The organism is Oerskovia sp. PE-21s (genome assembly GCF_056158145.1).
Map to the genome: position 1 here is coordinate 360462 of NZ_JBUXJM010000001.1, position 26304 is coordinate 386765.

Consider the following 26304-nt stretch of genomic DNA (forward strand, 5'->3'; position numbering starts at 1 on the left):
GGCGCGTGCACACCCCCGGCGAGCAGCACGGCCGACATGCGGGCGATCGTGTCCACGAGGCGACGCCCGAAGCACTATGTGTTCCCGACCACTAGGCTGGGTTGCGACAACCCCGGACGCGCCCGACCGCCATCGTCGCCTGCCCTGCGCTCCGGACCTGGAAGCAGCTGAAGGAGCAACCGTGGCAAGCATCGAAGCCGTTGGAGCACGCGAGATTCTCGACTCGCGCGGAAACCCCACCGTCGAGGTCGAGGTCGTGCTCGACGACGGTACCTTTGCCCGCGCAGGCGTCCCCTCGGGCGCCTCTACCGGCGCTTTCGAGGCCGTCGAGCGTCGTGACGGCGACAAGTCCCGCTACCTGGGCAAGGGTGTCGAGGGCGCGGTCAACGCCGTCATCGACGAGATCGCCCCCGAGCTGCTCGGCTTCGAGGCCGAGGACCAGCGCCTCATCGACCAGGCGCTGATCGAGCTCGACGGCACGCCGAACAAGGGCAAGCTCGGCGCGAACGCCATCCTCGGTGTCTCGCTCGCGGTCGCGAAGGCCGCCGCGAAGAGCTCGGGCCTGGACCTGTACCGCTACGTCGGTGGCCCGAACGCGCACGTCCTGCCCGTCCCGATGATGAACATCCTCAACGGTGGGTCGCACGCCGACTCCAACGTCGACATCCAGGAGTTCATGGTCGCCCCGATCGGCGCCACGTCCTTCCGTGAGGCGCTGCGCACCGGTGCAGAGGTCTACCACTCCCTGAAGTCCGTGCTCAAGAGCAAGGGCCTCGCGACGGGCCTCGGCGACGAGGGCGGCTTCGCCCCCAACCTGCCGAGCAACCGCGACGCGCTCGACCTGATCCTCGTCGCGATCGAGCAGGCCGGCTTCAAGCCGGGCGTCGACGTGGGCCTCGCGCTCGACGTCGCCGCGACCGAGTTCTTCAAGGACGGCGCGTACCAGTTCGAGGGCAAGGCGACGAGCTCGGACGAGATCATCGCCTACTACAAGCAGCTCGTGGCGGACTACCCGCTGGTCTCGATCGAGGACCCGCTGTCCGAGGACGAGTGGAGCGCCTGGTCGCAGCTCGTGTCCGAGGTCGGCGACAAGGTGCAGATCGTCGGCGACGACCTGTTCGTCACCAACCCGGAGCGTCTCGCCAAGGGCATCGAGCTCAAGTCGGCGAACTCGCTGCTCGTGAAGCTGAACCAGATCGGCACGCTCTCGGAGACGCTCGACGCCGTCGAGCTCGCCCAGCGCAACGGCTTCACCGCGATGGTCTCGCACCGTTCGGGCGAGACCGAGGACACGACGATCGCGGACCTGTCCGTCGCCGTCAACGCCGGCCAGATCAAGACCGGTGCTCCCGCCCGTGGCGAGCGCATCAACAAGTACAACCAGCTCCTGCGCATCGAGGAGGCCCTGGACGACGCGGGCCGCTACGCCGGCGCCTCGGCGTTCCCGCGCTGGAAGGCGTGAGCTGACGCTCTCCCGCTGAGCACGGCCTGACCCCGGTCCGGCCGTCACGCAGCACCCGGACGCCCGGTGGTTCCTCGGAACCACCGGGCGTCCGTGCTGTGCCGTCGAGGCCGTCGAGGACGGCTCTGGTTGTGAACGCTTGGTGTTGATCCGGCCACGTTGTCCCGGCACGCCGTGGACCCTGCGCACGAGCGGCTGCGGGGGACGGCACAATCGGCTCCATGCCCACGAACCGTCGTCCGTCCACGCCCGGCGCGTCGCCGCGCCCGGGCGGCGGGCGCGGAGGCGGAGGCGCACGCGGCGACGGTCGTTCGTCGACGGGTCGCGCACGGGGCACCTCCGGCCCGACGACGTCGCGCTCCGACGCGGGCACGTCCAGCAGGTCCGGGGCCGGCACGGGTGCCCCGAAGGCCGGTCCCGCGAAGGGGGCGGGCAAGGACGCGAGCACTGCCAAGGGCTCGGGGCCCGCGACCGGCGCGGGGCGCAAGCCCGCAGCGCCGCGCAAGCCGTCGGCCACCTCGGGAGGCTCGGGCACAGGCGGCCGGTCGGGTGGTTCCTCGAAGTCCTCGACCTCCACGACGACGCGCGCGGCACGCACGGCGCGGACCCCGCGGACCCCGCGACCGACCGCCTCGACACGGGCCCCGGCGCTCGCGGACCGTCGACGCAGCCGCAACGGCCTCCTGCTGCCCGAGGTCGTGACGGTCCGTTCGCTCGTGATCGCCGTCGTCGTGCTCCTCGCGGTCGTACTGCTCCTGCCGACCTTGCGCGCCTACGTGAACCAGACGGGCGAGCTGCGCGCGCTGCGGGCCGAGGTCGCGGCCGCGGAGGCCGAGCGCGACGACCTCCAGGTCCAGCTCGGCCGCTGGGACGACGAGGCGTACGTGATCGCCCAGGCGCGCGACCGGTTGAGCTATGTGATGCCGGGCGAGCGTGCGTGGCGGGTCATCGACCCGGACACGGTGGTCGACGACCTCGATCCCGAGACGGGTCGGAAGATCACGGACGGTCCTGTCGGGGTCGAGGGGAACGACGGCGCGCCCTGGTACACCTCGCTGTGGCGGTCCGTGCAGCTCGCGGGGGAGCAGCCGGCTCCCGGCGACTCGCCGGTCGAGCAGGGGAGCGACGGCCCTCCGGCCACGGACGCCCCGACACCGTAGGCGCCGTGCCGCGCCCGCTCGGCGAGCGTGCCGGCAGCCATGGTCCGCACGACGGGCTCGGCCAGGTCTGCCACGCCCTCAGGTCCTTCGAGCGTCCCGGTGAGGGCCGATTGCCGATCCGGCCGCTCGACCGGGGACAATGGGAGGGCGTCGGCTCCCGGCGCCGGACCAGCACCGCACGCCGCAGATCGGAAACCTCTCGTGAACGACTCGACCTCCTCCGCCCCGGACTCCGTGGACCACGGTGGCGCAGCCGACGCCGCAGCCCGTGACGCGGCACCGGTGACCGACCGCGGTCCCGCGCGCAGCGCCGACGCCCCGGCCGTCCCCGAGGCGGACCGCTCGCGCCCCGAGGTCACGCCCGAGGACCTGGAGGTCCTGCAGGAGCAGCTCGGCCGCCCGGCGCGCGGCGTCGTGGGGATCGCCGCGCGCTGCGTGTGCGGTCGCCCGCTCGTCGTGCACACCGCGCCGCGCCTGCCCGACGGCACCCCGTTCCCCACGACGTACTACCTGACGGGCCCCGGCGCGGTCGCGGGCGCCTCGACGCTCGAGGCGAACGGCGTGATGAAGGAGATGTCGGAGCGCCTGACGCAGGACGAGGAGCTGGCGGCCGCCTACGGCCGCGCGCACGAGCACTACCTCGCGGCGCGCGAGTCGCTCGGGCGCGTCGAGGAGATCGCGGGCATCTCGGCGGGTGGCATGCCGGTGCGCGTCAAGTGCCTGCACGTGCTCGTGGGCCACGCGCTCGCGGCCGGGCCCGGCGTGAACCCGCTGGGCGACGAGGCGCTCGTGATGATCGCCGGCACCTGGCGCGCGGACCGCTGCACCTGCTGAGCGGGCGGCCTGCGGGCGGGCTCGCGGCCGTCGCGGTGTGACGCTCGCGACGCCGACCGTCCACGGGCGGCGTCCGAGACCGCCGCGGGTCCGGCGGGTGGCACCCTTGATGTCATGACTTCTTCTCGCGTCGCCGCGATCGACTGCGGCACCAATTCGATCCGCCTCCTCGTCGCCGACGTCGACCCCGAGACGGGCGTGCTCACCGAGCTCGACCGTCGCATGGAGGTCGTGCGCCTCGGTCAGGGCGTGGACCGGACGGGACGCCTGGCCCCGGAGGCCTTGGCCCGCACGCTCGACCAGGCGGCCGAGTACGCCCGGGTGATCGAGGATCTCGGTGCGACGCGCACCCGGTTCGTGGCGACGTCGGCCACCCGTGACGCGGAGAACCGCGGCGAGTTCGTCGAGGGCGTCCTGGCCCGCCTGGGCGTCGAGCCCGAGGTCGTGTCCGGGACGGAGGAGGCCGAGCTGTCCTTCCGTGGCGCGACGGGCGTGGTCGCGGCGAACCACCCCGGCCCGTTCGTGGTCGTGGACCTCGGGGGAGGGTCGACCGAGCTCGTGCTCGGCACCGACGCACCGGAGGCGGCGTGGTCCATGGACGTGGGCTGCGTGCGCATGACCGAGCGTCACCTGCGCTCGGACCCGCCGACGGCCGACGAGATCGCGGCGGCGCGGGCCGACGTGCGGGGCGCGCTCGACACGGCGTCGCTCACCGTCCCGCTCGGCAAGGCCGCGACGCTCGTGGGGCTCGCGGGCTCCGTCACGACCGTGACCGCGCACGCGCTCGGGCTCGAGCGGTACGACCGCGACCGGATCGACGGCGCGGTGCTGTCGGTCGACCAGACGCTCGCCGCGTGCGAGGACCTGCTGGGCCGCACGCGCGCCGAGCGCGAGGCGCTGGGCTTCATGCACCCGGGCCGCATCGACGTGATCGGTGCGGGCGCGCTCGTGTGGGCCGAGGTCGTGCGCCGGGTGCGTGACGACGTCGCGGCCGCGGGCGGCGAGCTCACGTCGGTCGTGACGAGCGAGCACGACATCCTGGACGGGATCGCGCTGTCGATCGCGTGATCTCCTCCGCCGAGAAGTGAGTTGGCGCCCCTGGATCGCACGCATCAGGGGCGTCAACTCACTTCTCGGCGGGGCCAGGGACTGCGCGAGACCGGAGCAGCGTGGCAACGCGCGCCACGAGGCGCGCCGGGTGGCGGTAGACGTCGTCGGCCGTGGCGACCACGGTCCGCCACCCGAGGTCCTCGAGCCACTGCCTCTTCGCGACGTCCCGGCGCCAGGTCCGGGCGTCGGTGCGGTGCACGTCGCCGTCGTACTCGATCGCGACCCTCTCGGCGACGTAGACCATGTCAGGCAGGGCGACGAAACGGCCGTCCTGGTCGAGGACCGGGACGTTGACCTGCGGGCACGGCAGACCCGCGCGGACGAGCACGAGTCGGGTTCGCGTCTCCATGGGCGAGTCGGTCCCGGTGCGGAGGTCGTCGAGGGCGGTCCGCATCCGTGCGACTCCGCGTGCACCAGCCGGCGTGCCGCGCACGGTCTCCCGCAGCTGCCCGAGCGTCGAGGCCGGGGACTTGCGGCGCAGCAGCGAGTCCCCGAGCACCACGAGCTCGTCGAGAGGCAGGGTCCCGGCGAGCTGTCGCCACGCGTGCTCGGGGGTGACGACCAGCAGCCCGTCCAGGTGCCGCACCGGCAGCAGGTCGGCGTCGTGCGTGTGGGCCACGTATCCGGTGCGACGCGGGACGACGGCTCTGCTGGGGACGCTCAGGTGCACACGGTCGTCGCGTGCGACCTGCCAGGGGAGGTCGACGCCGTGAAGGCGGAGTGCGCTGCCGTGACTGATCGCCGAGCCCACGGGCGCGGAGCGCATCACGGCGGCGGCCCGGACGGAGAGCACGTCGGCATGCTCTGCCGCGACGCGCAGGCCCCGGGTGGGGATCGCGAGGCGTGGGTGGCGCAGCATCTTCGGGGAGAGTCCGGAGGCCCGGCCCTCGGCCACGGTGAACGGTTCGTCGGTGCGCATGCGGGCACTGTGCCGCGCCGCGGTCGGTGAGGGGGGCTGGAGCGGGCGATCTGTGGACACGGGTGTCCGGGGCGCACTCTGTGGACGCGGACCCTGTCCCGCCGAGAAGTGAGTTGAGGCCCCTGGATCGAGCGATCCAGGGGCGTCTACTCACTTCTCGGCGGCCGCGGCCGCGGATGGGCGGGAGCGGCTCGGCGGATGCGGGCCGGTAGGTGTGCGACACGCGGTAGTTCACTCTGTCGGGTAGTGCGGGTTGCGTAGTAGTGTCTGCCGCACAGGAGTCGGGCGAGCAGGGAGTCAGGGTGGACACCACACAGCTGTTGAAAGGCGTCCTCGACGCGGCGGTCCTCGCCGTCGTCGCGGACGAGGACGGGTACGGGTACGACGTCGTGAGGCGCCTGCGGGCCGCAGGTCTCGAGGAGGTGGGGGACGCGTCGGTCTACGGCACGCTGCGCCGCCTGTACGCGGGCGGGATGCTCACGAGCTACGTCGTCCCCTCGGACGAGGGCCCGCACCGCAAGTACTACGGCATCAACGCGCAGGGCCGGGCCATGCTCGACACCCAGCGCAAGGAGTGGCAGGAGTTCTCCGGCACGCTGACCGGCCTCCTCAAGACCTCGGAAGGAGCCGCATGATGTCCACGACCCTGAGCCCCGAGGCCGTGATCCTCGACCAGGTCCGCCGCTACGCCGCAGAAGTCCGCGCGCACCTCGCCGACCTGTCGCCCGAGCAGGTCGACGACCTCACCGACGGCCTCGAGGCGGACCTCGCAGAGGCGCTCGCCGACATGCCGGGCGCGCTGCGTCCGCTCCCGGAGGGAGGCGACCTGCCCGACGGCGGAGCGACCACCCTCCTCGACGTCGCCGCCCGCTTCGGTCCGGTCGCCGGGTACGCGGCCGAGCTCCGGTCCGCCGCGGGCCTGGATCCTGCCGCTCCGGGACCTCGGCCGCGGCGCAGCCTGGGGGACCGCCTGGCCGCGGACGGCAGGCGGTTCATGTCGGAGTGGAGGTCCCTGTGGGCCCCCCTGACCTCCTCCGCGCAGTGGTCCGCGTTTCTCGAGTTCGCCGCGGTGCTGCGGCCCGCGTGGTGGGTCCTGCGGGCGTGGGTCGTGGTGCTCGTCGCCTACTCCGGGTTCCACCGGCCGCAGAGCTTCGAGCTCGTGCCGCAGGCGACCTACTGGCGGATCCTGCTGGTGCTCGCGATCGTCGTGAGCGTGCAGTGGGGCCGTGGTCGGTGGCTGCGCTGGCGCGGCATGCGCCCCTTGCGCAGGGCGGTCGACGTCCTCGCGGTCCTCGTGGCCGTGCCGTTCTTCGTGAGTGCGGCCTTCGGGACCAACGCCGAGCTCAACGGGCTGCCGGCGGGCTCCTCGGCGTCGTACCAGCTGGGCTACGACGACGGCGTCCGGGACAGCTCGTCCGGCATCTTCGGTGCGAGCGGCGTACGCGCCGGGTACGGCGACAGCGGGGTCTTCGTCGACGGCTCGCCCGTGAGCAACCTGTTCGTCTACGACGCGAGCGGGCGCGCCCTCCAGGACGTCCAGATCTTCGACGACCAGGGCCGGGCCGTGCGGACGATCACTGCCGAGGACGCCACCCAGCCGTGGACGCTCCCCGACTTCGAGCAGGGGTGGTACTTCCAGCCGTCGTTCTCGACCGACGGTCGTGAGCGCTGGAACGTCTACCCGTTGCGCGGTCTGCCCGAGGACGCGGTCGAGTGGGACGGCTCCGAGCGTCCGGTCCCGCTCGAGGGTGAGCAGCCCCGGTCCATGCCGTCACCGTTCCTCCAGGCGCAGCCGCTCCTGGTGCCCTCGACGGGCGGCAGCGCGTCGGCCCCCGCTCCCGGCACCGCACCTGATGCCGGAACGGCCCCGGCCGACCCGGGGGCGCCCGCCACCCCGCAGGCTCCGACGGGCGGCGAGGGGCCTGCGGACCAGTCGGTCGACGGGACCACCGCACCCTCTGCCCGCGTACCGGGGACGCCCTCCCCGGCCACCGGAGCGCCGGTGCTCGAAGCCTCGACTGGAGCTGCGCCGTCGGGCGGCTGATTCTCGCGGCGGAACCCGAGGCCGGTCAGGCAACCTTCGCCGCTTGCCTGGCCGACCTCGGGCCAGCACGGTCCGAAACCGCAGCAACACCCCAAAAGGGCGGCCTCCCGGGCGCTTGTGAAGGTTGTCACGCTCACCAATCGGACAGATGTTCACCAAGAAGTTGAAGACAGTAATACTCTGGTTTCATGCCTCAGAATGACCTGACCTCGGTCACCCCTGCCCAGAACGCGGACGTCGCTGCCTCGCCGCGTCCCCGCAAGGTCCCTCGCATCATCGTCCTGGGTGGCGGCTCTGTCGGTCTGTACTCGGCGCGCCGTCTCCGCAAGAAGCTCGGCAAGCGCGAGGCGGCCATCGTGGTCGTCGACCCGCGCCCGTACATGACGTACGCGCCCTTCCTGCCGGAGGCCGCCGCGGGCTCGATCGACGCGCGCGACGTCGTCGCCCCTCACCGCCGCGCCCTCAAGGGCGTCGACGTGCTGCAGGGCAAGGTCGTGGAGATCAACCACGCCGGCCGCAGCATCACGATCCACCCGGAGGAGGGCGACGACTACTCGGTCTCCTACGACCACCTGATCGTCGGCCTCGGCTCCGTCTCGCGCACGCTGCCCATCCCGGGCCTCGCGGAGAACGCGATCGGCTTCAAGAACGTCGAAGAGGCCATCGCGGTCCGCAACCACGTCATCAACCGGATGGACGTCGCGTCGTCCACCTGGGACCAGGAGCTGCGCAAGCGCATGCTCACGTTCGCGTTCATCGGTGGCGGGTTCGCGGGCATGGAGGCGATCGCCGAGATCGAGGACATGGCGCGCTACGCGACCCGCAACTACCCGACGATCGAGCCCGAGGACCTGCGCTTCGTGATGATCGAGGGCTCGGGTCGCATCCTGCCCGAGGTCTCCGAGCCCATGGGTCTGTACGCGCTCGAGGAGCTCAAGAAGCGCGGCATCGAGTTCCACCTCAACACGTTCCTGTCGTCGTGCGTCGACGGCCACGTCGTGACCTCGACGGGCGTCGAGTTCGACACCGACACCATCGTGTGGACCGCGGGCGTCAAGGCGAACCCGGTCCTCAAGGAGAGCTCGGACCTGCCCGTCGACAAGCTCGGCCGCGTGATCGTGCTCCCGACGCTCCAGGTCGCGGACGAGGACGGCAACGTCATCCCCGACGCCTGGGCCGCAGGCGACTGCGCCGCCGTCCCGGACCTGCTGAACCCCGGCAAGTTCTGCCCGCCGAACGCGCAGCACGCGATCCGCGAGGCCACGCGCCTCGCCGACAACCTGGTCGCGATCCTGCACAGCGACGAGCCCGTCGAGTACAAGCACAAGAGCGTCGGTACGGTCGCCTCGCTCGGCCTGTACAAGGGCGTCGCGGAGCTGTTCGGCATCTTCAAGCTCAAGGGCTTCCTGGCCTGGGCCATGCACCGCAGCTACCACGTGATGGCGATGCCCACGGGCAACCGCAAGATCCGCATCGCGATCGGCTGGATGGGCCAGTTCCTCATGGGCCGCGAGCTCGTCTCGCTCGGTTCGCTGCACGACCCGCGCGCGGAGTTCCGCCAGGCGTCCGTGCCGCCCAAGGGTGCGGGCGAGCCCGTGAAGCAGCAGGCCGTGTCGTCGGCCGCCGAGGCCGAGAACGGCGGGGCAGAGGCCGGCGCCAAGGCGGCTCCGGCCGAGGCCGCCGCTGCCGGTGAGGGTCACGGGCCCGCGAAGAAGACGACCAAGAAGGCCGCGACCAAGGCCTGAGCCTGCTCGCAGCTCTGCACACGCCGTGAGGGCGGTCCCTGGTGGGACCGCCCTCACGGCGTTCTGCTGCGCCGTCGGGGCGGCCGGTAGCCGCGAGACGGGTGGTTCGGGCCGAGACGGGTGCTCCGGCCGCTGTCCTGGGCACCCGTCTCGGACCGGACCACCCGTTTCACGTGAATCCGTCGCGGCGCACAATGGTCGGGTGAGCACTCGCGTGGTCGACGACCTGAGGTCCCGTGCAGGCCGAGTCCTGTTCGAACGTGTCGCGGGCCCGGACGGTCCGGCCGAGCGCTCCCGCATCCACGACACCCCTGGCCCGCGCTGGTTCCCGCCCGACTCGGCGATCGCGCGCGTGCACGGCGACGCGTCGATGTTCGTGGGCGGCCTGCGCGCGCTGCTTCTCCAGTCGTTGCACCCGCTCGCGATGGCCGCGGTCGCGGCGCACTCCGGGTACCGGGGCGACCCGTGGGGGCGTCTGGCCCGCACGAGCACGTTCCTCGCGGTCACGACGTTCGGGACGGTCGAGCACGCGCAGCAGGCGATCGACGTCGTCCGCTCGGTGCACGTCCGCGTACGCGGCACGGCCTCCGACGGGCGCCCGTACGCCGCCGACGACCCGTGGCTGCTGCGCTGGGTCCACGTCGCCGAGGCCGACAGCTTCCTCGCCGCGCACCAGCGCTACGGCGAGCGCCCGCTCGATGCCGCGGGCTGCGACGAGTACCTGGCCCAGGCCGCGACGATCGCGGACCGGCTCGGGGCCGTGGACCCGCCGCGCTCGCGTGCCGAGCTGGCGAGGGCCTTCGAGGAGTTCCGCCCGCAGCTCGCGAGGACCTCCGAGTCCGACGACGTCGCTCGCTTCCTGCTGTCCGAGCCCCCTCTGCCATTCCTCGCCCGGGGCCCGTACGCGGCGCTGGGGGCGGCCTCGGTCGCGTCGCTGCCCTCGTGGTCGCGGCGCATGATCCCGGTGCGGTGGCCGGTGCGGGGGGAGTCGGTGCTGGTGCGGGCCGGTGGCCGCACGGTCACGAAGGCGATCCGCTGGGCGCTGGCCGGGTCGCGGTAGCGGTAGCGACCGTTGCCGGGTCACCGTCCCGAGCGTCGAAGGCGGGGACCGGCATCCTGGTCCCGCCTGTCCGCCCGACCTCCGCCGGGATATCCTCACCCCCGGCCCCCATAGCCCAATCGGCAGAGGCATCCGACTTAAAATCGGCGCAGTCTGGGTTCGAGTCCCAGTGGGGGCACCGCGACGCGGGGGTACTACGACAACCCCGTCGGCCCGTCCGGCTCGGGGTCCTCGGCGGCCTCCTGCCCGAGCGACACCTGGTTCCCGTCGGGGTCCAGCACGCGGGCGACGCGTTCGCCCCACGGCTGGTCCGCGGGCGGGGACACCACGACGACCCCGGCCGCGGCCAGGTGGGAGACGGCCTGGTCGCAGTCGTCGACCGTGACCCACAGGTGCGCGTGCCCGACGTCGGTGCTCTCGCGGTCGACCCCGATCCCCAGCGACGCGTCGCCCACGGCGACCGAGACGTACACGGGTGGTCCGTCGTCGGGGAACTGGTAGGTGACCGTGCCGCGAAGCAGGTCGCGGTAGAAGACGAGCGACCGGTCGAGGTCGGTCGTGGTGAGGATGGGGAAGAGCGTGCGGAACATCGGTGGGCCGCCTCTCGCGAAGGTCTCCTCGGAGCCGTTCCCACGTTACGCCAGCAGCAGACGGGCCACTTCTGCGGGCGTCGGCCGCACGGGGCGGCGCTAGGTTGAGGGGACGGCGCACCCGCGCCCCACGACCCGCGACGAGGGAGCACGCGATGGCAGCCGCAGGCCAGGTGGTGCTCTTCGAGCGCCGGACCGCCGAGCCGTTGCTGCGGCACGTCGTCGGTGGGATCCTGCGTGCCGAGCGCACCGAGCAGGCGCGCACGCTCCTCGACGTCGCCCTCGCGGCGCAGGTCTCCACGGCGTACCTGTCGGAGGTCGAGCGCGGTCGCAAGGAGGCGTCGTCCGAGGTCCTGGCCGCGATCTGCCGCGCTCTGGGCCTGCGCGTGGTGGACCTCCTGGCGCGCAGCCAGGACGAGTTCGACGCCGAGGCGAGCCGTCGGGCGGGAGCCGAGCGCCGCAGCCTCTCCTCGCAGCCGCGGGCCGTGCGCGAGCTGCATGCGCTCGCCGCGTCGCCGCGGCGGTCCGCGCCACCGGCCCGTTCGGTGACGAGCGGCACGCCCACGACGACGGTCCTGCTGCTCGCCGCCTGAGGGGTCGGAGCGCCGTCGGTTCCGCCCAGGGTGAATCCCGCCGCGAGCGGCGGCGATCTGTCCGTTTCGCCGCGCGCCGAGCGGCCGTCGGTGGTGTGCTGTCAGGATGTCGCAGACGAACCCGGCGCCCACCCTCCAGGACCTCGTCGACCGCGCCGTGATCCTGTCCGCCGAGCACCAGGCGCACTTCGCCGACCTGGGCGGTGAGTCCGCGTGGGACGCGGACCTGGAGGCCGGCACGCTCACGTTCCACAGCGAGATCCCGCTCGTGTGCGGGGCGCACTTCCTGGGCACGGCGGCACCCGCGACGCAGAGCTGGTTGTGGGGCTGGCACAACGTGAACCACTTCCCTGAGGGCGTCGTCGCGGCGGCCGAGCACGTGCACCAGCGCGGGGTCACGGGCGGCATCTTCGAGCTGAGCACGCCGGAGATCCTCCTGACGGACGCCGTCCCGTACCGGCTCGCGCTCGCGGCCAAGGCCGTGACCGGTCACTTCACGCACTTCGCCGGGCCGACGGGAGGCGGCACGTGCGCGTGGTTCCTCGTGACGCACCCGCGGTTCGAGCTGCCGCCCGCGACGGTCGCGCGGGTCGCGCGCGTGGTCCCGGAGGGGATCGGCAGCACGGCCGTGGCCGACCATCGCCGGGCCGTGCGGGCCTACGCGGTCCTGCGCGGGCTCGACATCCGCTGGCAGGACGAGCAGACGGCGCTCGTGGGCGCGAGCGACGGCGAGGTGACCGTGTCGTTCGACGAGCGCGGTCGCCTGAGCGGCCTGTCCACGTCGGTCGCGGCCGCCCCCGAGCCGGTCCCTGCGCCGCCGCCCGCACCCGCGCAGCCCGAGCGCCGCGGCTGGTTCGGCCGCAAGAAGTAGGGCGCACCCGGGCGCTTGGGTGAGCGCCGCCGTCGGGCAGGAGAAGGCCCGACGGCGCCGCTCACCTACGCGGCCACGGCCAGCTTGCGGGAGGTCACGACCGCGTCGGCGAGCCCGTACTCCACAGCCTGGTGCGCGGTGAAGATGCGGTCGCGGTCGGTGTCGGCGCGCAGCCGCTCGACGGACTGACCCGTGTGCCGCGCGAGGACGAGCTCGGTCTCCTCGCGCAGGCGCAGGATCTCCTGGGCCTGGAGGGACAGGTCGGAGATGGTGCCCTCGGCGCCGCCCGAGGGCTGGTGCAGCAGGACGCGCGAGTGCTCGAGCACGAACCGTTTGCCGGGCGTGCCCGCGGCGAGCAGCACCGCGGCGGCCGACGCGGCCTGCCCCATGCAGATCGTCGAGACGTCGCAGCGGATGAACTGGAGCGTGTCGTAGATGGCCATGAGGGCGGTGATCGAGCCGCCGGGGGAGTTGATGTAGAGCCCGATCTCCTGGTCGGGGGCATCCGACTCGAGGTGCAGGAGCTGGGCCATGACGACGTTCGCGACGCCGTCGTCGATCTCGGTGCCGAGGAAGACGATGCGCTCCGACAGGAGGCGGCTGAAGACGTCGAACGCGCGCTCGCCGAGCGGGGTGCGCTCGACGACCGTGGGGATCGTGTAGCTGGACATCAGAGGCCGACCTTCCGGGAGTGTGCGGTGGGGCGGACGTCGTCGACCGACGTGACGACGTGGTCGACCATGCCGTAGGCGAGGGCCTGGGATGCCGTGAACCAGCGGTCGCGGTCGCTGTCCGCGGTCACGGTCTCGGCGGTCTGGCCCGTGTGCTCGGCCGTGAGCCGGTGCATGAGGCCCTTGGTGTACTCGAGGTTCTCGGCCTGGATCGCGATGTCCACGGCCGTGCCCCCGATCCCGGCGGACGGCTGGTGCATCATGATGCGCGCGTGGGGGAGCGCGTAGCGCTTGCCCGCGGTGCCCGTGCACAGCAGGAACTGACCCATGCTCGCGGCGAAGCCCATGGCGAGCGTGCTGACGTCGTTGGGGACGAGCTGGATGGTGTCGTAGATCGCGAGCCCCGCGCTCACCGAGCCGCCGGGCGAGTTGATGTAGAGGGCGATGTCGGTGCGCGGGTCCTCGGCCGAGAGCAGCAGGAGCTGGGCGCAGACGCGGTTCGCGACGGCGTCGTCGACGGCGGTGCCGAGGACGACGATGCGCTGGTGCAGCAGGCGCGAGGCGAGCTGGTCGTCGAACGGGGTGGGCGGCGGGGCCGCCTCGGACCGCAGGAGCGGTGGCTGGTTCGTCATGCCTCGACCCTGCCTCCGGGGAGGGGGCCGGGGCTCGGGTATCTGCCCGGGGCGGATCTGCCGAGGGCAGACGGCTGCTCGGTCGTCCGGGCTGCGGTCGGGTGCGGCGACGGACGCGGGAGACGGTCAGGCGACCGGGCGGCCCGAGTGCTGGCGGGCGGCGAGGCGGGCGCGGTCCTCGGCGGCGGCGTCGAGGACCGCGTGCCGGGCTGTCCGCTGCGCGTGCGAGGCGGCGCGGTGCTCGCCCCACGTCGTGAGCCGGGCACCGGCGGCGACGAGGAACCGGTCGCTCGGGCGCAGGGCGCGCAGCGACGGTGAAGGAAGGTCTGAACGGGTCGGGGCGTAGGTGCTCATGAGGGGTTCTCCTTGCCGTTGATCAGGGGGAACGCGTTGAAGTGGACCTGGACGGGGCGGGCCCCGGGCGTGTCCTGCTGGCCGGCGAAGCGGTCGAGGACCGTGTCGCTGAAGCGCTGCCACTCGGCCTGCACCTCCGCGAGCTGTTCCTTGGTGAGCCACATGTTGATCGTGGAGAGGGTCGCCCCGGCCTCGAGCCAGGCGCGGTCGAGGGAGCGGGCGCCGTCGAGGAAGTCCATGATCTTGCGCTGGCGCATGGCCTCGAACTCGCGGTTGACGGCGACCGTCGCGGTGAGGGTGCCGTCGCCGGTCCCGGCCTCGTCGTCGGGCAGCTCGATCGTGAAGCCGCCGGGCGTCCGTTCCCACCAGCGTTCGCGCGCGGTGCCGCGCCCGGGGACCTCCTGGACGAACCCGTGGCGCTCGAGCTGACGCAGGTGGTAGCTCGTGGCGCCGCTCGTCTCACCGAGCAGCTCGGCGAGACCGCTCGCGGTCAGGGCGCTGTGGTGGCCGAGCAGATCGAGGATCTGGATCCGCAGCGGGTGCGAGAGCGCCTTGAGCGCGGCAGGTCCGACGGCCCGCTGGGTGCGGGGCTCGGGGGCCTGCTCGGTGTCGTGGTTCGTGGGCATGGCACCACCGTAGCGATGCAAAGGTCTCTTTGCAAGAGTTTCTTTGCAACTGGTTCTTTGGAAGTGGTGCCCGCTCCTGGACGTGCCTCAGTCCACCGATCCGCGCCCCCTGCGCTTGTAGGTGTCCAGGTCGTCGTTGAGCCGTTCGAGCAGCTCGCCCAGCAGGGCGCGGTCGAGCCGGGACCAGTCGGCCAGGACCTCGGCGTAGAGCTCGCTGCGCAGCTCGCGGTGACGGGCCAGCTCCTCGATCCCTCGTGGCGTGGCCTCGACCAGGACGGCGCGCCCGTCGGCGGGGTCGCGCGTGCGGCGTGCGTGCCCGGCCTTCTCCAGGGCCACGACCTGACGGGTCACGGTCGAGGCGTCGAGGCCCAGGTGGTCGGCGAGGATGTTGACGTTCTGGGCCCCGCCGACGAGCAGGTCGTGGAGCAGGAGGTAGGCCGAGCGGTCGAGCGTGCCGCTCGGCGGGCCGCCTGCGCGGACGGCCTTGGCCCGCCCGGCGGCCGTGGTGCGCTCGGCCCGTCGCAGGAGCTGGGCGAGCTCGAGCTCGATGGTCGACAGGGCCTCCTGTGAGGCGAGATCCGGCCCGTCGCCTGGCCTCTCGGTCGGCCCGTCCCCAGAACTGTTACCCCGAGCAACTGTCATAGGTGTATTCTACAGGGAGTTACCTGCATGATGCAGATAAATCGCGACCGGCTTCGCCGCGGGCCCGCAGACCAGCGCGTCCGCGCCGACCGCACCCACCAAGCACCCACCAGACCCTCGGGGGACGTGTGTCCAGAACCACCACCAGGAACGAGCCCAACAAGACCGCGATCTACGCGACCGCCCTCACCGCCTTCTTCGCGATCGCCGGCATCGCGGTGGTCGACCCGATCCTGCCGATCATCGGCCAGGAGATCGGCGCGAGCACGTGGCAGATCGAGCTCCTGTTCACGGCGTACATCGCGGTCATGGCGATCGGCATGATCCCGGCCGTCCTGGCGACGGGCAGGTTCGGCTACAAGAAGATCCTCGGCGCGGGCGTGAGCCTCGTCGCCGTCGCGGCGATCCTCGCGGCGCTCTCGCAGAACATCGGGCAGCTCGCCGCGCTGCGCGGCCTGTGGGGGCTGGGCAACGCGATGTTCTTCGCGACCGCGATGGTCCTGCTCGTCTCGCTCGCCAACGACCGCGAGTGGGTCGTGGGGCTGTTCGAGACGTGCGTGGGCCTGGGCTTCGCGGTCGGCCCGCTCATCGGTGGCCTGCTGGGCCAGTTCTCGTGGCGCATCCCGTTCCTCGCGTGCGGCCTGTTCATGATCGTGGCGCTCGCGCTGTCGATCACGCGCCTCAAGGACCCGGCCGAGAAGCCCGTGCCGCTCCACGTGGGCCAGGTCTTCGCGCTCTTCCGCAAGCCGGGCTTCCGGGCGCTGTGCATCGTGACCGCGGCCTACAACTTCGTCTTCTTCATCATCCTGGGCTACACCCCGGTGTTCCTGGGGCTCGACGTCATCCCGCTCGGACTCGTCTTCACGGCATGGGGCATCGGTCTCGCGTTCGGCATCCTGGTCGTGGGGCACAAGCTCGCGCACACGGTCGGCGCGGTGCAGACCATGGGGATCGCGGTCGTCGGGGTGCTCCTGGCCACGGTCGCGCTCGCGCTCGACCTCGGCACGGCCGGCTCGATCGTCGTCCTGGTCGTCGCGGGCGTGTTCATGGGCATCGCCAACGCGAACCTCACGGACCTCTCGCTCGCGCTCGGCAGCCCGGACCGTCGCGTCACGACCGGTGCGTTCAACCTGGTCCGGTGGGGCTTCGCGGCCCCGGCGCCCGTGATCGCCGGCCTGCTCCACCCGGTCGGCCTGTCGGTCCCGTACTGGGTCGGCGCGGGGGTGCTGCTCGTCGGGGTCGTCGCGTTCCTCGCGACCGCGCACCGGATGGCGGGCGAGCTGGGGGAGTCGGTCCTGTGGTCGCGCTGGAACCGGCGGGCCCGAGCCGTCGAGAGTGCCCCCGAGGAGGCGCTGGGCGAGATCTGAGCGGGAGGCGCGGCGTCGTCGGGCAGGGGTGCGCAGGCCGGCCCGACGGCGCCGCTCGCCTCCCGCCTACGCTTCGCCCGAGGCCGCTGCGGCCGGGCCGCCCCCGGTGCTCGTGCTGCCCTCGACCTCGTCGCCGCTCTCGCGCACGACGCGCAGCAGCCCCGCGAGCCCGAGCCGGAGACCTTCGAGCTCGTCGAGCGTGAGGCGTTCGAGCGTCTCGGGCCCAGCGGGCGCGTCGCTCGCGACGATGCTCCGCACGGCCTCCGCCCCGCGCTCGGTCGCGGCGACGAGCCGGACCCGGCCGTCCTCGGGGTCGGGGCGCCGGGAGGCCATGCCCGCGGCCTCCAGCCGGTCGACGATCCCGGAGATCGTGGCGGGGCTGACGCCCAGGACGTCGCCCAGGTGGGCCGTGCTGCGCTCTCCGTCGATGAGCAGGATCCCCAGGGCGCGCATCTGCTGAGCGGTCAGGCGGGTGCGCATGAGCGGTTCGAGGCGGCGTGCGAGCACGAGCTCCTGGAGGGTGTGCTGCGCGTCGATCAGCTCGCGCTGGAGCCGGGCGCGATCGCCAGGGGGGTCCGAGGTCACGGCGAGACTCTATCGGAGGCGCTCCCGGCGGCGGTCGAGCAGTCGGAGCGGGTCGGACCGGTCCGCGAGACGCGGGAACTCTCCCGTTTTGCTTAGCGTTAGGCTAACGACTCTGCGACGACGACGTCGTGACCATCCACCGCGCCCTGGAGGCCCCGTGTTCCGTCTCGCCCGAACGTCGTTGGCGAACCGCGCCGTCGTCGCGCTCGCCACGATCGCGATAGCCGTGTTCGGCGTCGTCAGCATGGGATCGCTCAAGCAGGAGCTCATCCCGAGCCTGCAGATCCCCACCGCCGCCGTCGTCGCCGTGTACCCCGGGTCCGCCCCCGCGATCGTCGAGCAGCAGGTCACCGCACCGCTCGAGACCGCCGCCCGGGGGGTCGACGGCGTCGAGGACGTCACGTCGAGCTCCTCGACGGGCATGTCCGTGACGACCGTGCAGTTCACGTACGGCACCGACATGGACCTCGCCGCGCAGCAGCTGCAGACCGCGGTCACGCGCGTGAGCAGCCAGCTCCCCGCCGACGTCGACCCGACCGTCGTGACCGGTTCGGTCGACGACCTCCCCGTCGTCCAGCTCGCGGTCTCGGGCGGCGCCGACGAGACCGCGCTGGCGGACACCGTCAACAGCGTCGTCGTACCCGCCCTCGAAGAGGTCACCGACGTGCGCAGCGTCGCGGTCAGCGGCATCGCCGACCAGCAGGTCACGATCGACCTCGACGTCGCGGCCCTCGCTGCGGCCGGGCTCAGCCCGGCCCAGGTCACCACGATCCTCCAGGACAACGGCGTCGTGGTCCCCGCCGGCACGGTCGCCGCGGGCGACCGCACGCTGTCCGTCCAGGTCGGCACGGCCGTCACGAGCACCGACGACCTGATCGACCTCCCGCTCGTCGCGTCGCCGTCGGCGCCGGCCGCAGCAGGCCCGACGGCGCCCGGCGCGCCGAACGCACCGGTGACCCTCGGCGACGTCGCCACGGTCACCGTGGCCCCGCAGCCCGCGACCTCCTACTCGCGCCTGGACGGCGAGCCCGCGCTCGCCGTCGCGATCACCAAGACGCCGGCGGGCAACACGGTCGAGGTCTCGCACGCCGTCCAGAGCGCGATCGAGGACATGAACGGTGCGCTCGAGGCCAAGGACGTGCGCGTCGAGGTCGTGTTCGACCAGGCGCCCTTCATCGAGGAGTCCATCGAGGGACTCGCGACCGAGGGCCTGCTCGGCCTGGTCTTCGCGGTCGTCGTGATCCTGCTGTTCCTCACGTCGCTGCGCTCGACGCTCGTCTCGGCCGTCTCGATCCCGCTCTCGCTGTTCGTGACGTTCATCGTGATGAACGCGACCGGATACACCCTGAACATCCTCACGCTCGGTGCCATGACGGTCGCGATCGGGCGCGTGGTCGACGACTCGATCGTCGTCATCGAGAACATCAAGCGGCACCTGTCCTACGGCGAGCAGAAGACCGCCGCGATCCTCAAGGCGGTCAAGGAGGTCGGCGGCGCGATCACGGCCTCGACCGTCTGCACCGTCGCGGTCTTCCTGCCCATCGCGCTGGTCGGCGGCATGGTCGGCGAGCTGTTCCGCCCGTTCGCCATGACCGTCGCGATCGCCATGGCCGCGTCGCTGTTCGTCGCCCTGACGATCGTGCCGGTGCTGGCCTACTGGTTCATCAAGGCTCCTGTCGTCCCCGCCGACCCCGAGCAGGCCAAGGTCCTCGCGGACCAGGCGCGCGAGGTCGCCGAGGCCAAGGAGCGTCGCGGGCTGTGGCAGCGGGGCTACCTGCCGACGCTGCGCGCCGCGCTGCGCCACCCCGCGATCACCCTGACCATCGCGGTCGCGGTGCTCGCGGGCACGGTCGCGCTCGTGCCGCGCCTCGAGACCAACTTCCTGGGGGACTCGGGCCAGGACACCCTGACGGTCACCGAGACCTTCGCCCCGGGCACGTCGCTCGCGACGCAGGACGCCGCGGCGCGTGAGGTCGAGGACGTGCTCCTGGGCCTCGACGTGGTCGACACGGTCCAGACGACCGTGGGCTCGGCGGGCGGGCCCGAGGCCGCGTTCTTCGGCGGCGGCGGCTCGCCTCAGGCCACGTTCTCGCTCACGCTCGACGCGGACGCCGACGGCGTGACGGCGCAGCAGGAGGTCCGGGACGCGGTCGCGGACCTCGGCGGCGAGGACTCCGAGGGCATCACGGTCGCCGGGGCCGACGCCGCGTTCGGCAGCTCGACGGTCGACCTCGTCGTCCGCGCGCCCGACACCGAGACGCTCGCCGCCGCGGCCGACCAGGTCCAGCAGGTCGCCGAGGACACCGAGGGGGCGTCCGAGGTCACCAACAACCTCGCGAGCGCCCAGTCCACGATCCAGGTGACGGTCGACCGGGACGCGGCAGCCGCCGTCGGGCTGACCGAGACCCAGGTCGCGGGGACCGTCGCGAGCCTCATGTCGCCCTCGCCCGTGGGGACCGTGAACCTCGGGGACGGGCCCGTGCAGGTGCGCGTCGCCGTCGGGCAGGCGCCCGCCACGGTCGACGAGCTCCAGGCGCTCGTCGTGCCCACGGCCGCGGGCGTCGTCCCGCTCACGCAGATCGCGAGCATCGAGGAGGTCGACGTGCCCACCTCGATCTCGCGGGTCAACGGCGAGCGCAGCGCGACCATCGCGGTCACGCCCGCGGGCCAGGACCTCGGCACGCTCACGACGGCGCTCACGGCCGCGATCGACGACCTCGAGCTGCCGGGCGGCGCCACGGTCGAGCTCGGCGGCGTCGCGACCCAGCAGGCCGACGCGTTCGCCGACCTGGGCCTCGCGCTCCTGGTCGCGATCGCGATCGTCTACCTCGTCATGGTCGCGACGTTCCGCAGCCTGCTGCAGCCGTTCATCCTGCTCGTGTCGATCCCGTTCGCCGCGACCGGTGCGCTGCTCCTGCTGCTCGCGACCGGCACGCCGCTCGGGGTGCCCGCCCTGATCGGCATGCTCATGCTGGTGGGGATCGTGGTCTCGAACGCGATCGTCCTGATCGACCTCATCAACCAGTACCGTGCGCAGGGGCGCGGGCTGGACGACGCCGTGATGGAGGGCTCGCGCAAGCGGCTGCGACCCATCGTCATGACGGCCGCGGCGACGATCTTCGCGCTCACGCCCATGGCGATCGGGATCACGGGCGGCGGCTCGTTCATCTCGCAGCCGCTCGCGCTCGTCGTGATCGGCGGGCTCCTGTCCTCGACGCTGCTCACGCTCGTCGTGGTGCCCGTGCTCTACACGCTCGCCGAGCGTGCGGGCGAGAAGCGGGCGGCCCGCCGCGAGGCGAAGCACGAGGCGAAGGCCGCCGAGCTCGTGGGCCGGCACGCCGCGGAGACCTCGGCGGAACCTGCCGCGCGCAGCTGACCCGACCCGCTCCGGGACGAGAGAGGCCCGCCCGTTCGACGAACGGGCGGGCCTCCCGCGTCCGGGGCAGGCTCAGTCGTCGTCCCCGACGAGCCGGGGTGCGAGCGTCTCGTCGAGCCAGTCGAACACGCGCTGCTCGGTCAGGGCTCGCCCGAGGGGCTGGCAGTGGAGGTTCGCGCCCTCGGCGGCGGTGAACCGCACCAGGGTCGACACGCCGGGTGTGAGCCGCACGAGCTCTTCGGACTGGCCGGGCCAGAACTGCTCACCCTCGGGCGACGTGACGAGCAGGGGAGTGGTGATCTGCCCGACGACGTCCCGCGCGTCGTACCTCTGGACCTCGCGGAGCGTCGCGGCGTAGCCGTCGGTCCCGTACGGGCGGGCACGGAAGCGCCACGTGGCCGCGGTGGCCTTCGACAGGCGCAGGCCCAGCTCCATGTCGCGGTCGAACGCGTGGTCCTTGCCCTCCTGCAGCAGCTTGAGCAGGCTCTTGGGCATCGAGCCCGTCCACGACGCCGAGACGTCGACGACCCCCGGGTCGACGACGGCCGCAGCCGGCCGGTGCTCGAACGCGAGCGCGCGGGACACCCAGTACCCGGCCTGGCTCGACCCGTACACCGCGATGCGTCCCTCGTCGACGTCGGGGCGTCCTAGGAGCGCGTCGAGCACGGGGGTCAGGACGGCCTCGAAGTCGGGCCGGAAGGGCACGCCCTGCTCGAACAGCATCGACTGCTGCCCGGGGCCGTCGAACACGAACGCGTGATACCCCCGGCGCAGCGCGCCCGCGACGCACGCGGTCCACATCGACGTCAGCGAGCCGTCCGACCCGTTGACGGCGACGAGCGTCGACCGCGGACGGACCTGTCCCGGGTCCGCCGCGATCGCCGCGGTCGACGCGGCGTCGGACGCGCTGAAGAAGTACCCCGGTAGCGTCGTCCCCTCGTACGGGACCGCGAGGCGCTCGACGACGAGCCCGCTCGCGTCGACCCACCGGTCCCACGCGGCGCGGTGCTTGCGGAACGTCGGCAGGAGGTCGTCGTCGACCTCGAGCGCCGCGACCGCGTTGACCGCGGCCGCGTAGTACGCGGACGCCCGCAGGTACGCGGCGGCGGCGCTCGTCCCGTGCCCGGCCGCGGCGGCGTCGGCGGCGAACTGCGCGACGCGGTCGCCGAGCGAGTGCCACGCGTCGAACCAGCCCTGATGGTCCTTGTCGCGCACGTGCGCGACGGCCGCGAGGACCTCGCCCACGTCCGCCGTGCCGCTGTACGCGCCGCCCAGGACGCTGCGGATCTCGAAGTCTCGCCCGTGGTCGCCGGAGAAGCCGGTCGAGAACGGGTCGTGGTGGTCGGGCATGGTGGCTGCCTCCCGCGTCGTGGACGACGGAGCCGAACGCTCCCCTCCACGACCATGCCCGCAGGCGGCGGCCCGCACCACTCGGGGCCCGACGGCGCCGCTCAGGACGGGCGCGCCACGCCCGTCTCGTAGGCCAGGACCACAGCCTGGACCCGGTCCCGGAGGCCGAGCTTGCCGAGCACGCGCCCGACGTGCGTCTTGACCGTGGCCTCGGAGACCACGAAGCGTGCCGCGATCTCGGCGTTCGACAGTCCCTCGCCGAGCGCCGCGAAGACCTCGAGCTCGCGGGCCGTGAGCTCGCGCAGCCGCGGGTCGTCGACCCCGTGGCCCGGAGCCGCGGCGCCCTGGCTCTGCGAGTTCTCCGGCAGGTAGCCCGCGAACATCTCGAGCATGCGGCGCGTGATGCGCGGGGAGACGGCCGCGTCGCCGCTCGCCACGTTGCGGATCGCGCCGACGAGGTCGGCCGGCCGCGCGTCCTTGAGGAGGAACCCGCTCGCGCCCACGCGCAGCGCCGCGAACGCGTACTCGTCGAGGTCGAACGTCGTGAGGATGATGACCCGGCTCTCGGGCAGCGCGGACACGATCCGCTCGGTCGCGTCGATCCCGTTGACGCCCGGCATGCGCACGTCCATGAGGATCACGTCGGGACGCAGCGCCGTGGCCTGCGCGAACGCGGTCTCGCCGTCGCTCGCCTCGCCCACGACCTCGATGTCGTCCTCGGCCGCCAGGATCATGCGGAAGCCCATGCGCAGCAGCGACTGGTCGTCGACGAGCAGGACCCGGACCGGGTGGGCGGCGTCGTGGGGCGAGCCGTCATGACCGGTCGCGCCGCCCGCCGCGTCGCCCGGGTAGGGGAGGGTCACAGCGCGACCCCGGCTCCGCCGTCGGGCCGGGGCTGCGTGGCGCCGTCGAGGCGCAGCCGCGCGACGACCTCCCACCCCGAGGCCGTGGGCCCGGCCGTGACCGTGCCCCCGTAGACGGCCGCACGTTCGCGCATCCCGATGATCCCTCTTCCTGTGCCGATGGGCTGGTCGCCCGTGATGCCCGGAGGCAGCGGGCGGGCGTCCGCCCCGTCGCGGGCCGTGCCGCCCGGGGCACGCCCCGCCTTGTTCGTGACCGTGATCTCGAGCCAGTCTCCACCGTCGGGCGCGCCCGCGTCACGCCGGGCGATCTCGACCACGACCACGGGGGTCAGCGGCGCGTACCGCAAGACGTTCGTCAACGACTCCTGCACGATCCGGTGCGCCGCCTGGCGCAGCCCCGGGTCCGGGTCGGGCTGGACGCCCACGCGCACCAGGCGCACCGGCAGGCCCGCGTGCCGGAACCGCTCGGCGATGTCCTCCATGCTCGGCACGTCCGCGGTCGGGGTCAGCGGGGCGACCGTGCCGTCGGGGTCGCGCAGGACCCCCAGGACGCGGCGCATGTCGGCGAGGGCCGCGCGCCCGGTCTCGGTGAGCTCGTCGAGGGCCTGCCCCGCGAGCTCGGGGTCCTTCGCGCCGAGCGCCTTGGCCCCGTCCGCGAGCGCGACCATGACGGTCAGGGAGTGCGCGACGACGTCGTGCATCTCGCGCGAGATCCTCGCCCGCTCGGCCGCGGCCGCGAGCTGCGCCTGCTGGTCGCGGTCGCGTGCGATCGCGTTCGCGCGGCCCACGAGGTCGGCGACGTGCAGGCGACGACCTCGCACGCTCGACCCGATCGCGATGCCCAGCAGGGCGAACGTGATCGTGATCGCGATCGTGGCGATGCGCTGCCCCGTGAGCTCGCCGCTGCCGACCTCGGCGCGGACCACGGCGCCCGTCTCGCTCACCGTGAAGTCGTACCAGAGCATCTCCGCGGTGCACACCGTCAGGACCAGGACGCCCAGCACGCTCCACGCCACGGCCGGCCGGTAGGTCGTCGCGACCGCGTAGACGGCGAACGCGGTGGCGAGCTCGAAGCCTGCGGAGTCTCCCGTCAGCGCGAGCGTCAGGATCGCGAGGGCACCGATGGCTGCAGCGGTCCACAGCGGGTAGCGGCGGCGCCACAGCAGTGCCGCGCCGCCCGCGAGCGTCGCGACCGCGACGCCGTAGCGCGGCTCCGGGTACAGCAGGGCGACCAGCAGGCCCGGGACCGCGAACCAGGCCGCGACGAACCAGTCCATGACGACCGGGTGGCGCACGAAGTACCGGCGTACCGGCCCGAGCTTGCGGGCGTCGAGCTCGGTGAACACCGCGGCGCTGCCGGGCCGGGGCCGGAGGGGAGCCCGGGGTGAGAGGGCCGCGGCCGGGGTGCCGCCGGCGGCACCCGGGACGTCGTCCCCCTCAGGACGCACAGCGCCCGACGCCGGACCACGGGTCTCGTGGTCCGGCGCCGGGCTGTGCGCGGTGCGAGGGATGGTCAGGCGTCCCGACGCTTGAGGACGACGGCGGCCGCGACGAGCGAGACCGCAGCCCACGCCGCCATGGCGATCGTCGCCCCGCCCGGGGTGAGGACGTCGACGCCACCGGCGTCGGCCTCCGTGATCGCCATCATGGCGGTGCCGAGGTTCATCGGCAGGAACCTCGCGATGTCCTGGACCCAGTCCTGCGAGAGGAAGGCCGTCACGAGCGGCAGCACGAAGAGCAAGGCGACGAGCGTGAAGATGCTCCCCGCCGAGTGCCGCATGATCGTGCCGACGCCGACCGCGAGGATCGCGACGAGCGTGAGGTACGCGGCGCACGCGAGGACGACGCGCTGCGCCACCGGGTCGCCCAGGTCCGGCACCAGGTCGTTGCCCGACAGGATGGGAGCCGTCACCACGTACGACAGGGCGACACCGACGAGCCCGACGACGAACGTCACGACGCCGATGATCGCGACCTTGGCCCACAGCGCGGGCAGGCGGGTCGGGACGGCGCTCAGGGTCGAACGGATCATGCCCGTCGAGTACTCACCCGTGATGATCAGCGCACCCAGGACCGCGACCGCGAGCTGGGCGAACACGTAGCCCGACACCAGCGCCTGCACGGTCGAGATGTTGCCCATCTGCTCCGCCATGCCCGGCTGGCTCGCCGCGAAGTTCAGCGACGCGGCCGTCGCCAGGTTGATGAGCACCATGACGACCACGGTCGAGCCCACGGTCCACCAGGTCGAGCGCAACGAACGGAACTTGATCCACTCGGACTTCAGGACCCCGCCCACGCTGAGGCGGGCGGACGTGGTGCGCTTCGCCGTCGGCTGGGCGGCGGAGACGGTGGCGGCGGTCATCGCTTGGCTCCTTCGGAGATCTGGGCGCCGGCCGCGACGTCCACGCCGTGGCCGATGTGCTGGGCGGCGGACTCGGTCTGGTACTCGACCGCGTCGGCCGTGAGGAGCATGTACGCCTCCTCCAGGGTGGAGGTGACGGGCGTGAGCTCGTGCAGGACGATGCCCGAGGCCGCGGCGAGCTCGCCGATCCCGGCGGCCTCGGCCCCCGTGATCTGGAGCAGGCTCGGCTCGTCGGACGTGACGGTCGCTCCGTCGCGGGTCAGCAGCTCGGCGAGCTGCGTGGCCTGCGGGGTCCGGACGCGCACGGTGTGCTGAGCGCCGCCGTCGACGATGTCCTTGACCGGGGCGTCCGCGATGATCCGGCCCTTGCCGATCACGATGATGTGGTCCGCGGTCAGCGCGACCTCGCTCATGAGGTGGCTCGACAGGAAGACCGTGCGGCCCTCCGAGGCGAGGTAGCGCGCCAGGTTGCGGACCCACAGGACGCCCTCGGGGTCGAGGCCGTTGACCGGCTCGTCGAGGATCAGCGTCTTGGGGTCGCCCAGCAGCGCGGACGCGATGCCCAGGCGCTGGCCCATGCCGAGCGAGAAGCCGCCGACGCGCTTCTTCGCGACCGACTGCAGGCCGGTCATCTCGATGACCTCCTGCACGCGGGTCCTGGGGATGTTGTGCGTGGCCGCCATCGCGAGAAGGTGGTTGTAGGCGCTGCGGCCCGTGTGCACGGCCTTCGCGTCCAGGAGCGCCCCGACCTCGGTCAGGGGTGAACGGTGCGCGACGTACGGCTTGCCGTTGACGGTCACGGAACCGGCCGTGGGACGGTCCAGCCCCATGATCATGCGCATCGTGGTCGACTTGCCGGCGCCGTTCGGGCCCAGGAAGCCCGTCACCTGGCCGGGCTGGACGGTGAAGGAGATCCCGTCGACAGCGGTCTTGGGCCCGTACCGCTTGGTCAGGCCTCGTGCTTCGATCATGCTCGCCCCTCGGGTGGGTTGCGGATGGTGGCTGGGTACCTCCCCAGCCTAGAGAGCCAGGCCCTGCCCGCGATGCCCCCTCACGGTCGATCTTCTCGGCGTGGCTCCGTACGCCGC

At 72.8% G+C, this 26304-nt stretch carries 25 protein-coding genes and 1 tRNA gene; 13 read left to right on the top strand and 13 right to left on the bottom strand.

Annotation, left to right across the window (positions count from 1 at the left end):
- Positions 1 to 181: 181 nt before the first annotated feature.
- The 4 genes from eno (at position 182) to ACZDYF_RS01525 (ending at position 4524) form a co-directional block, all read left to right on the top strand.
- Entirely contained in the window at positions 182 to 1462 is a 1281-nt protein-coding gene (gene eno, locus ACZDYF_RS01510; RefSeq protein ID WP_191790982.1) for a phosphopyruvate hydratase, read from the top strand.
- A 221-nt stretch (positions 1463 to 1683) separates the two neighbouring features.
- Positions 1684 to 2622, top strand: coding sequence for an FtsB family cell division protein (locus tag ACZDYF_RS01515; protein ID WP_225227125.1), 939 nt, complete (start codon positions 1684 to 1686; stop codon positions 2620 to 2622).
- Positions 2623 to 2991: 369 nt separating this feature from the next.
- Complete coding sequence (locus tag ACZDYF_RS01520; protein WP_475053162.1) at positions 2992 to 3456, top strand: DUF501 domain-containing protein; 465 nt, start codon at positions 2992 to 2994, stop codon at positions 3454 to 3456.
- Between the two features lie 114 nt (positions 3457 to 3570).
- A complete protein-coding gene (locus ACZDYF_RS01525) occupies positions 3571 to 4524 on the top strand; it encodes a Ppx/GppA phosphatase family protein (protein ID WP_475052292.1) in 954 nt (317 codons plus the stop codon).
- A gap of 58 nt (positions 4525 to 4582) precedes the next feature.
- Here ACZDYF_RS01525 and ACZDYF_RS01530 read toward each other — a convergent pair whose 3' ends face one another.
- Entirely contained in the window at positions 4583 to 5485 is a 903-nt protein-coding gene (locus ACZDYF_RS01530; RefSeq protein ID WP_475052298.1) for an endonuclease domain-containing protein, read from the bottom strand.
- Between the two features lie 302 nt (positions 5486 to 5787).
- On the opposite strand from ACZDYF_RS01530, the gene ACZDYF_RS01535 reads away from it, so the two are divergent.
- From ACZDYF_RS01535 to ACZDYF_RS01555, 5 genes are all read left to right on the top strand, one after another.
- Positions 5788 to 6120: a PadR family transcriptional regulator gene (locus ACZDYF_RS01535; RefSeq protein WP_191790979.1), complete on the top strand. Its 333-nt coding sequence runs from the start codon at positions 5788 to 5790 to the stop codon at positions 6118 to 6120.
- Positions 6117 to 7529, top strand: a complete 1413-nt coding sequence (locus ACZDYF_RS01540) for a hypothetical protein (protein ID WP_475052309.1) — start codon at positions 6117 to 6119, stop codon at positions 7527 to 7529. The genes ACZDYF_RS01535 and ACZDYF_RS01540 overlap by 4 nt, the downstream gene beginning before the upstream one ends.
- 188 nt (positions 7530 to 7717) lie before the next feature.
- On the top strand, positions 7718 to 9274 hold the full coding sequence (locus tag ACZDYF_RS01545; protein WP_400273745.1) for an NAD(P)/FAD-dependent oxidoreductase: 1557 nt from the start codon (positions 7718 to 7720) through the stop codon (positions 9272 to 9274).
- Positions 9275 to 9476: 202 nt separating this feature from the next.
- Positions 9477 to 10334 carry an oxygenase MpaB family protein gene (locus ACZDYF_RS01550; RefSeq protein WP_475052311.1) on the top strand — a complete coding sequence of 286 codons (858 nt, stop codon included), beginning with the start codon at positions 9477 to 9479 and terminating at the stop codon, positions 10332 to 10334.
- Between the two features lie 104 nt (positions 10335 to 10438).
- A tRNA-Leu gene (locus tag ACZDYF_RS01555) sits at positions 10439 to 10512 on the top strand.
- A 16-nt stretch (positions 10513 to 10528) separates the two neighbouring features.
- On the opposite strand, the gene ACZDYF_RS01560 is transcribed toward ACZDYF_RS01555, so the two are convergent.
- Positions 10529 to 10924, bottom strand: a complete 396-nt coding sequence (locus ACZDYF_RS01560; RefSeq protein WP_191790974.1) for a VOC family protein — start codon at positions 10922 to 10924, stop codon at positions 10529 to 10531.
- Between the two features lie 155 nt (positions 10925 to 11079).
- Between ACZDYF_RS01560 and ACZDYF_RS01565 the strand changes: the two genes are divergently transcribed.
- Both ACZDYF_RS01565 and ACZDYF_RS01570 read left to right on the top strand, forming a co-directional pair.
- Positions 11080 to 11517, top strand: a complete 438-nt coding sequence (locus tag ACZDYF_RS01565) for a helix-turn-helix domain-containing protein (protein WP_191790973.1) — start codon at positions 11080 to 11082, stop codon at positions 11515 to 11517.
- Positions 11518 to 11623: 106 nt separating this feature from the next.
- On the top strand, positions 11624 to 12388 hold the full coding sequence (locus tag ACZDYF_RS01570; RefSeq protein ID WP_475052319.1) for a DUF6882 domain-containing protein: 765 nt from the start codon (positions 11624 to 11626) through the stop codon (positions 12386 to 12388).
- Between the two features lie 65 nt (positions 12389 to 12453).
- On the opposite strand, the gene ACZDYF_RS01575 is transcribed toward ACZDYF_RS01570, so the two are convergent.
- The 5 genes from ACZDYF_RS01575 to ACZDYF_RS01595 all read right to left on the bottom strand — a co-directional run bounded on the left by ACZDYF_RS01575 (position 12454) and on the right by ACZDYF_RS01595 (position 15313).
- Entirely contained in the window at positions 12454 to 13059 is a 606-nt protein-coding gene (locus ACZDYF_RS01575; RefSeq protein ID WP_204809740.1) for an ATP-dependent Clp protease proteolytic subunit, read from the bottom strand.
- A complete protein-coding gene (locus ACZDYF_RS01580) occupies positions 13059 to 13691 on the bottom strand; it encodes a ClpP family protease (RefSeq protein ID WP_475052327.1) in 633 nt (210 codons plus the stop codon). Before ACZDYF_RS01580 ends, ACZDYF_RS01575 begins: the two co-directional genes overlap by 1 nt.
- Positions 13692 to 13817: 126 nt before the next feature.
- Positions 13818 to 14045: a hypothetical protein gene (locus ACZDYF_RS01585; RefSeq protein ID WP_475052330.1), complete on the bottom strand. Its 228-nt coding sequence runs from the start codon at positions 14043 to 14045 to the stop codon at positions 13818 to 13820.
- The gene (locus ACZDYF_RS01590; RefSeq protein ID WP_400273671.1) at positions 14042 to 14671 is read right to left on the bottom strand and encodes an ArsR/SmtB family transcription factor; all 630 of its coding nucleotides are present in this window, start codon (positions 14669 to 14671) and stop codon (positions 14042 to 14044) included. Before ACZDYF_RS01590 ends, ACZDYF_RS01585 begins: the two co-directional genes overlap by 4 nt.
- An 87-nt stretch (positions 14672 to 14758) precedes the next feature.
- Entirely contained in the window at positions 14759 to 15313 is a 555-nt protein-coding gene (locus ACZDYF_RS01595; protein WP_475052334.1) for a MarR family winged helix-turn-helix transcriptional regulator, read from the bottom strand.
- A 128-nt stretch (positions 15314 to 15441) separates the two neighbouring features.
- Here ACZDYF_RS01595 and ACZDYF_RS01600 point away from each other — a divergent pair, with 128 nt between their 5' ends.
- A complete protein-coding gene (locus tag ACZDYF_RS01600; RefSeq protein WP_475052340.1) occupies positions 15442 to 16680 on the top strand; it encodes an MFS transporter in 1239 nt (412 codons plus the stop codon).
- 66 nt (positions 16681 to 16746) lie between these two features.
- Here ACZDYF_RS01600 and ACZDYF_RS01605 read toward each other — a convergent pair whose 3' ends face one another.
- Positions 16747 to 17265, bottom strand: coding sequence for a MarR family winged helix-turn-helix transcriptional regulator (locus ACZDYF_RS01605; protein ID WP_191790964.1), 519 nt, complete (start codon positions 17263 to 17265; stop codon positions 16747 to 16749).
- A 157-nt stretch (positions 17266 to 17422) separates the two neighbouring features.
- On the opposite strand from ACZDYF_RS01605, the gene ACZDYF_RS01610 reads away from it, so the two are divergent.
- Positions 17423 to 20641, top strand: a complete 3219-nt coding sequence (locus tag ACZDYF_RS01610) for an efflux RND transporter permease subunit (RefSeq protein WP_475052351.1) — start codon at positions 17423 to 17425, stop codon at positions 20639 to 20641.
- A 72-nt stretch (positions 20642 to 20713) separates the two neighbouring features.
- Here the strand turns inward: ACZDYF_RS01610 and ACZDYF_RS01615 are convergent, their stop codons facing one another.
- From ACZDYF_RS01615 to ACZDYF_RS01635, 5 genes are all read right to left on the bottom strand, one after another.
- Positions 20714 to 21991, bottom strand: coding sequence for an alpha/beta hydrolase family protein (locus tag ACZDYF_RS01615; RefSeq protein ID WP_475052354.1), 1278 nt, complete (start codon positions 21989 to 21991; stop codon positions 20714 to 20716).
- A gap of 101 nt (positions 21992 to 22092) precedes the next feature.
- Positions 22093 to 22737: a response regulator gene (locus tag ACZDYF_RS01620; protein WP_191791084.1), complete on the bottom strand. Its 645-nt coding sequence runs from the start codon at positions 22735 to 22737 to the stop codon at positions 22093 to 22095.
- A gap of 113 nt (positions 22738 to 22850) precedes the next feature.
- Entirely contained in the window at positions 22851 to 24200 is a 1350-nt protein-coding gene (locus tag ACZDYF_RS01625) for a sensor histidine kinase (RefSeq protein ID WP_475052356.1), read from the bottom strand.
- Between the two features lie 167 nt (positions 24201 to 24367).
- Complete coding sequence (locus ACZDYF_RS01630) at positions 24368 to 25216, bottom strand: ABC transporter permease subunit (protein ID WP_191790959.1); 849 nt, start codon at positions 25214 to 25216, stop codon at positions 24368 to 24370.
- Complete coding sequence (locus tag ACZDYF_RS01635) at positions 25213 to 26187, bottom strand: ABC transporter ATP-binding protein (RefSeq protein ID WP_191790958.1); 975 nt, start codon at positions 26185 to 26187, stop codon at positions 25213 to 25215. The genes ACZDYF_RS01630 and ACZDYF_RS01635 overlap by 4 nt, the downstream gene beginning before the upstream one ends.
- Between the last annotated feature and the right edge of the window lie 117 nt (positions 26188 to 26304).

Excerpts from the sequence above, each read along its gene's own strand:
- ACZDYF_RS01515 (WP_225227125.1), top strand. The coding sequence starts at position 1,684 with ATGCCCACGAACCGTCGTCCGTCCACGCCCGGCGCGTCGCCGCGCCCG.
- ACZDYF_RS01525 (WP_475052292.1), top strand. The coding sequence starts at position 3,571 with ATGACTTCTTCTCGCGTCGCCGCGATCGACTGCGGCACCAATTCGATC.
- ACZDYF_RS01530 (WP_475052298.1), bottom strand. The coding sequence starts at position 5,485 with ATGCGCACCGACGAACCGTTCACCGTGGCCGAGGGCCGGGCCTCCGGA.
- ACZDYF_RS01540 (WP_475052309.1), top strand. The coding sequence starts at position 6,117 with ATGATGTCCACGACCCTGAGCCCCGAGGCCGTGATCCTCGACCAGGTC.
- ACZDYF_RS01545 (WP_400273745.1), top strand. The coding sequence starts at position 7,718 with ATGCCTCAGAATGACCTGACCTCGGTCACCCCTGCCCAGAACGCGGAC.
- ACZDYF_RS01560 (WP_191790974.1), bottom strand. The coding sequence starts at position 10,924 with ATGTTCCGCACGCTCTTCCCCATCCTCACCACGACCGACCTCGACCGG.
- ACZDYF_RS01565 (WP_191790973.1), top strand. The coding sequence starts at position 11,080 with ATGGCAGCCGCAGGCCAGGTGGTGCTCTTCGAGCGCCGGACCGCCGAG.
- ACZDYF_RS01570 (WP_475052319.1), top strand. The coding sequence starts at position 11,624 with ATGTCGCAGACGAACCCGGCGCCCACCCTCCAGGACCTCGTCGACCGC.
- ACZDYF_RS01575 (WP_204809740.1), bottom strand. The coding sequence starts at position 13,059 with ATGTCCAGCTACACGATCCCCACGGTCGTCGAGCGCACCCCGCTCGGC.
- ACZDYF_RS01580 (WP_475052327.1), bottom strand. The coding sequence starts at position 13,691 with ATGACGAACCAGCCACCGCTCCTGCGGTCCGAGGCGGCCCCGCCGCCC.
- ACZDYF_RS01585 (WP_475052330.1), bottom strand. The coding sequence starts at position 14,045 with ATGAGCACCTACGCCCCGACCCGTTCAGACCTTCCTTCACCGTCGCTG.
- ACZDYF_RS01590 (WP_400273671.1), bottom strand. The coding sequence starts at position 14,671 with ATGCCCACGAACCACGACACCGAGCAGGCCCCCGAGCCCCGCACCCAG.
- ACZDYF_RS01595 (WP_475052334.1), bottom strand. The coding sequence starts at position 15,313 with ATGACAGTTGCTCGGGGTAACAGTTCTGGGGACGGGCCGACCGAGAGG.
- ACZDYF_RS01615 (WP_475052354.1), bottom strand. The coding sequence starts at position 21,991 with ATGCCCGACCACCACGACCCGTTCTCGACCGGCTTCTCCGGCGACCAC.
- ACZDYF_RS01620 (WP_191791084.1), bottom strand. The coding sequence starts at position 22,737 with ATGGGCTTCCGCATGATCCTGGCGGCCGAGGACGACATCGAGGTCGTG.
- ACZDYF_RS01630 (WP_191790959.1), bottom strand. The coding sequence starts at position 25,216 with ATGACCGCCGCCACCGTCTCCGCCGCCCAGCCGACGGCGAAGCGCACC.
- ACZDYF_RS01635 (WP_191790958.1), bottom strand. The coding sequence starts at position 26,187 with ATGATCGAAGCACGAGGCCTGACCAAGCGGTACGGGCCCAAGACCGCT.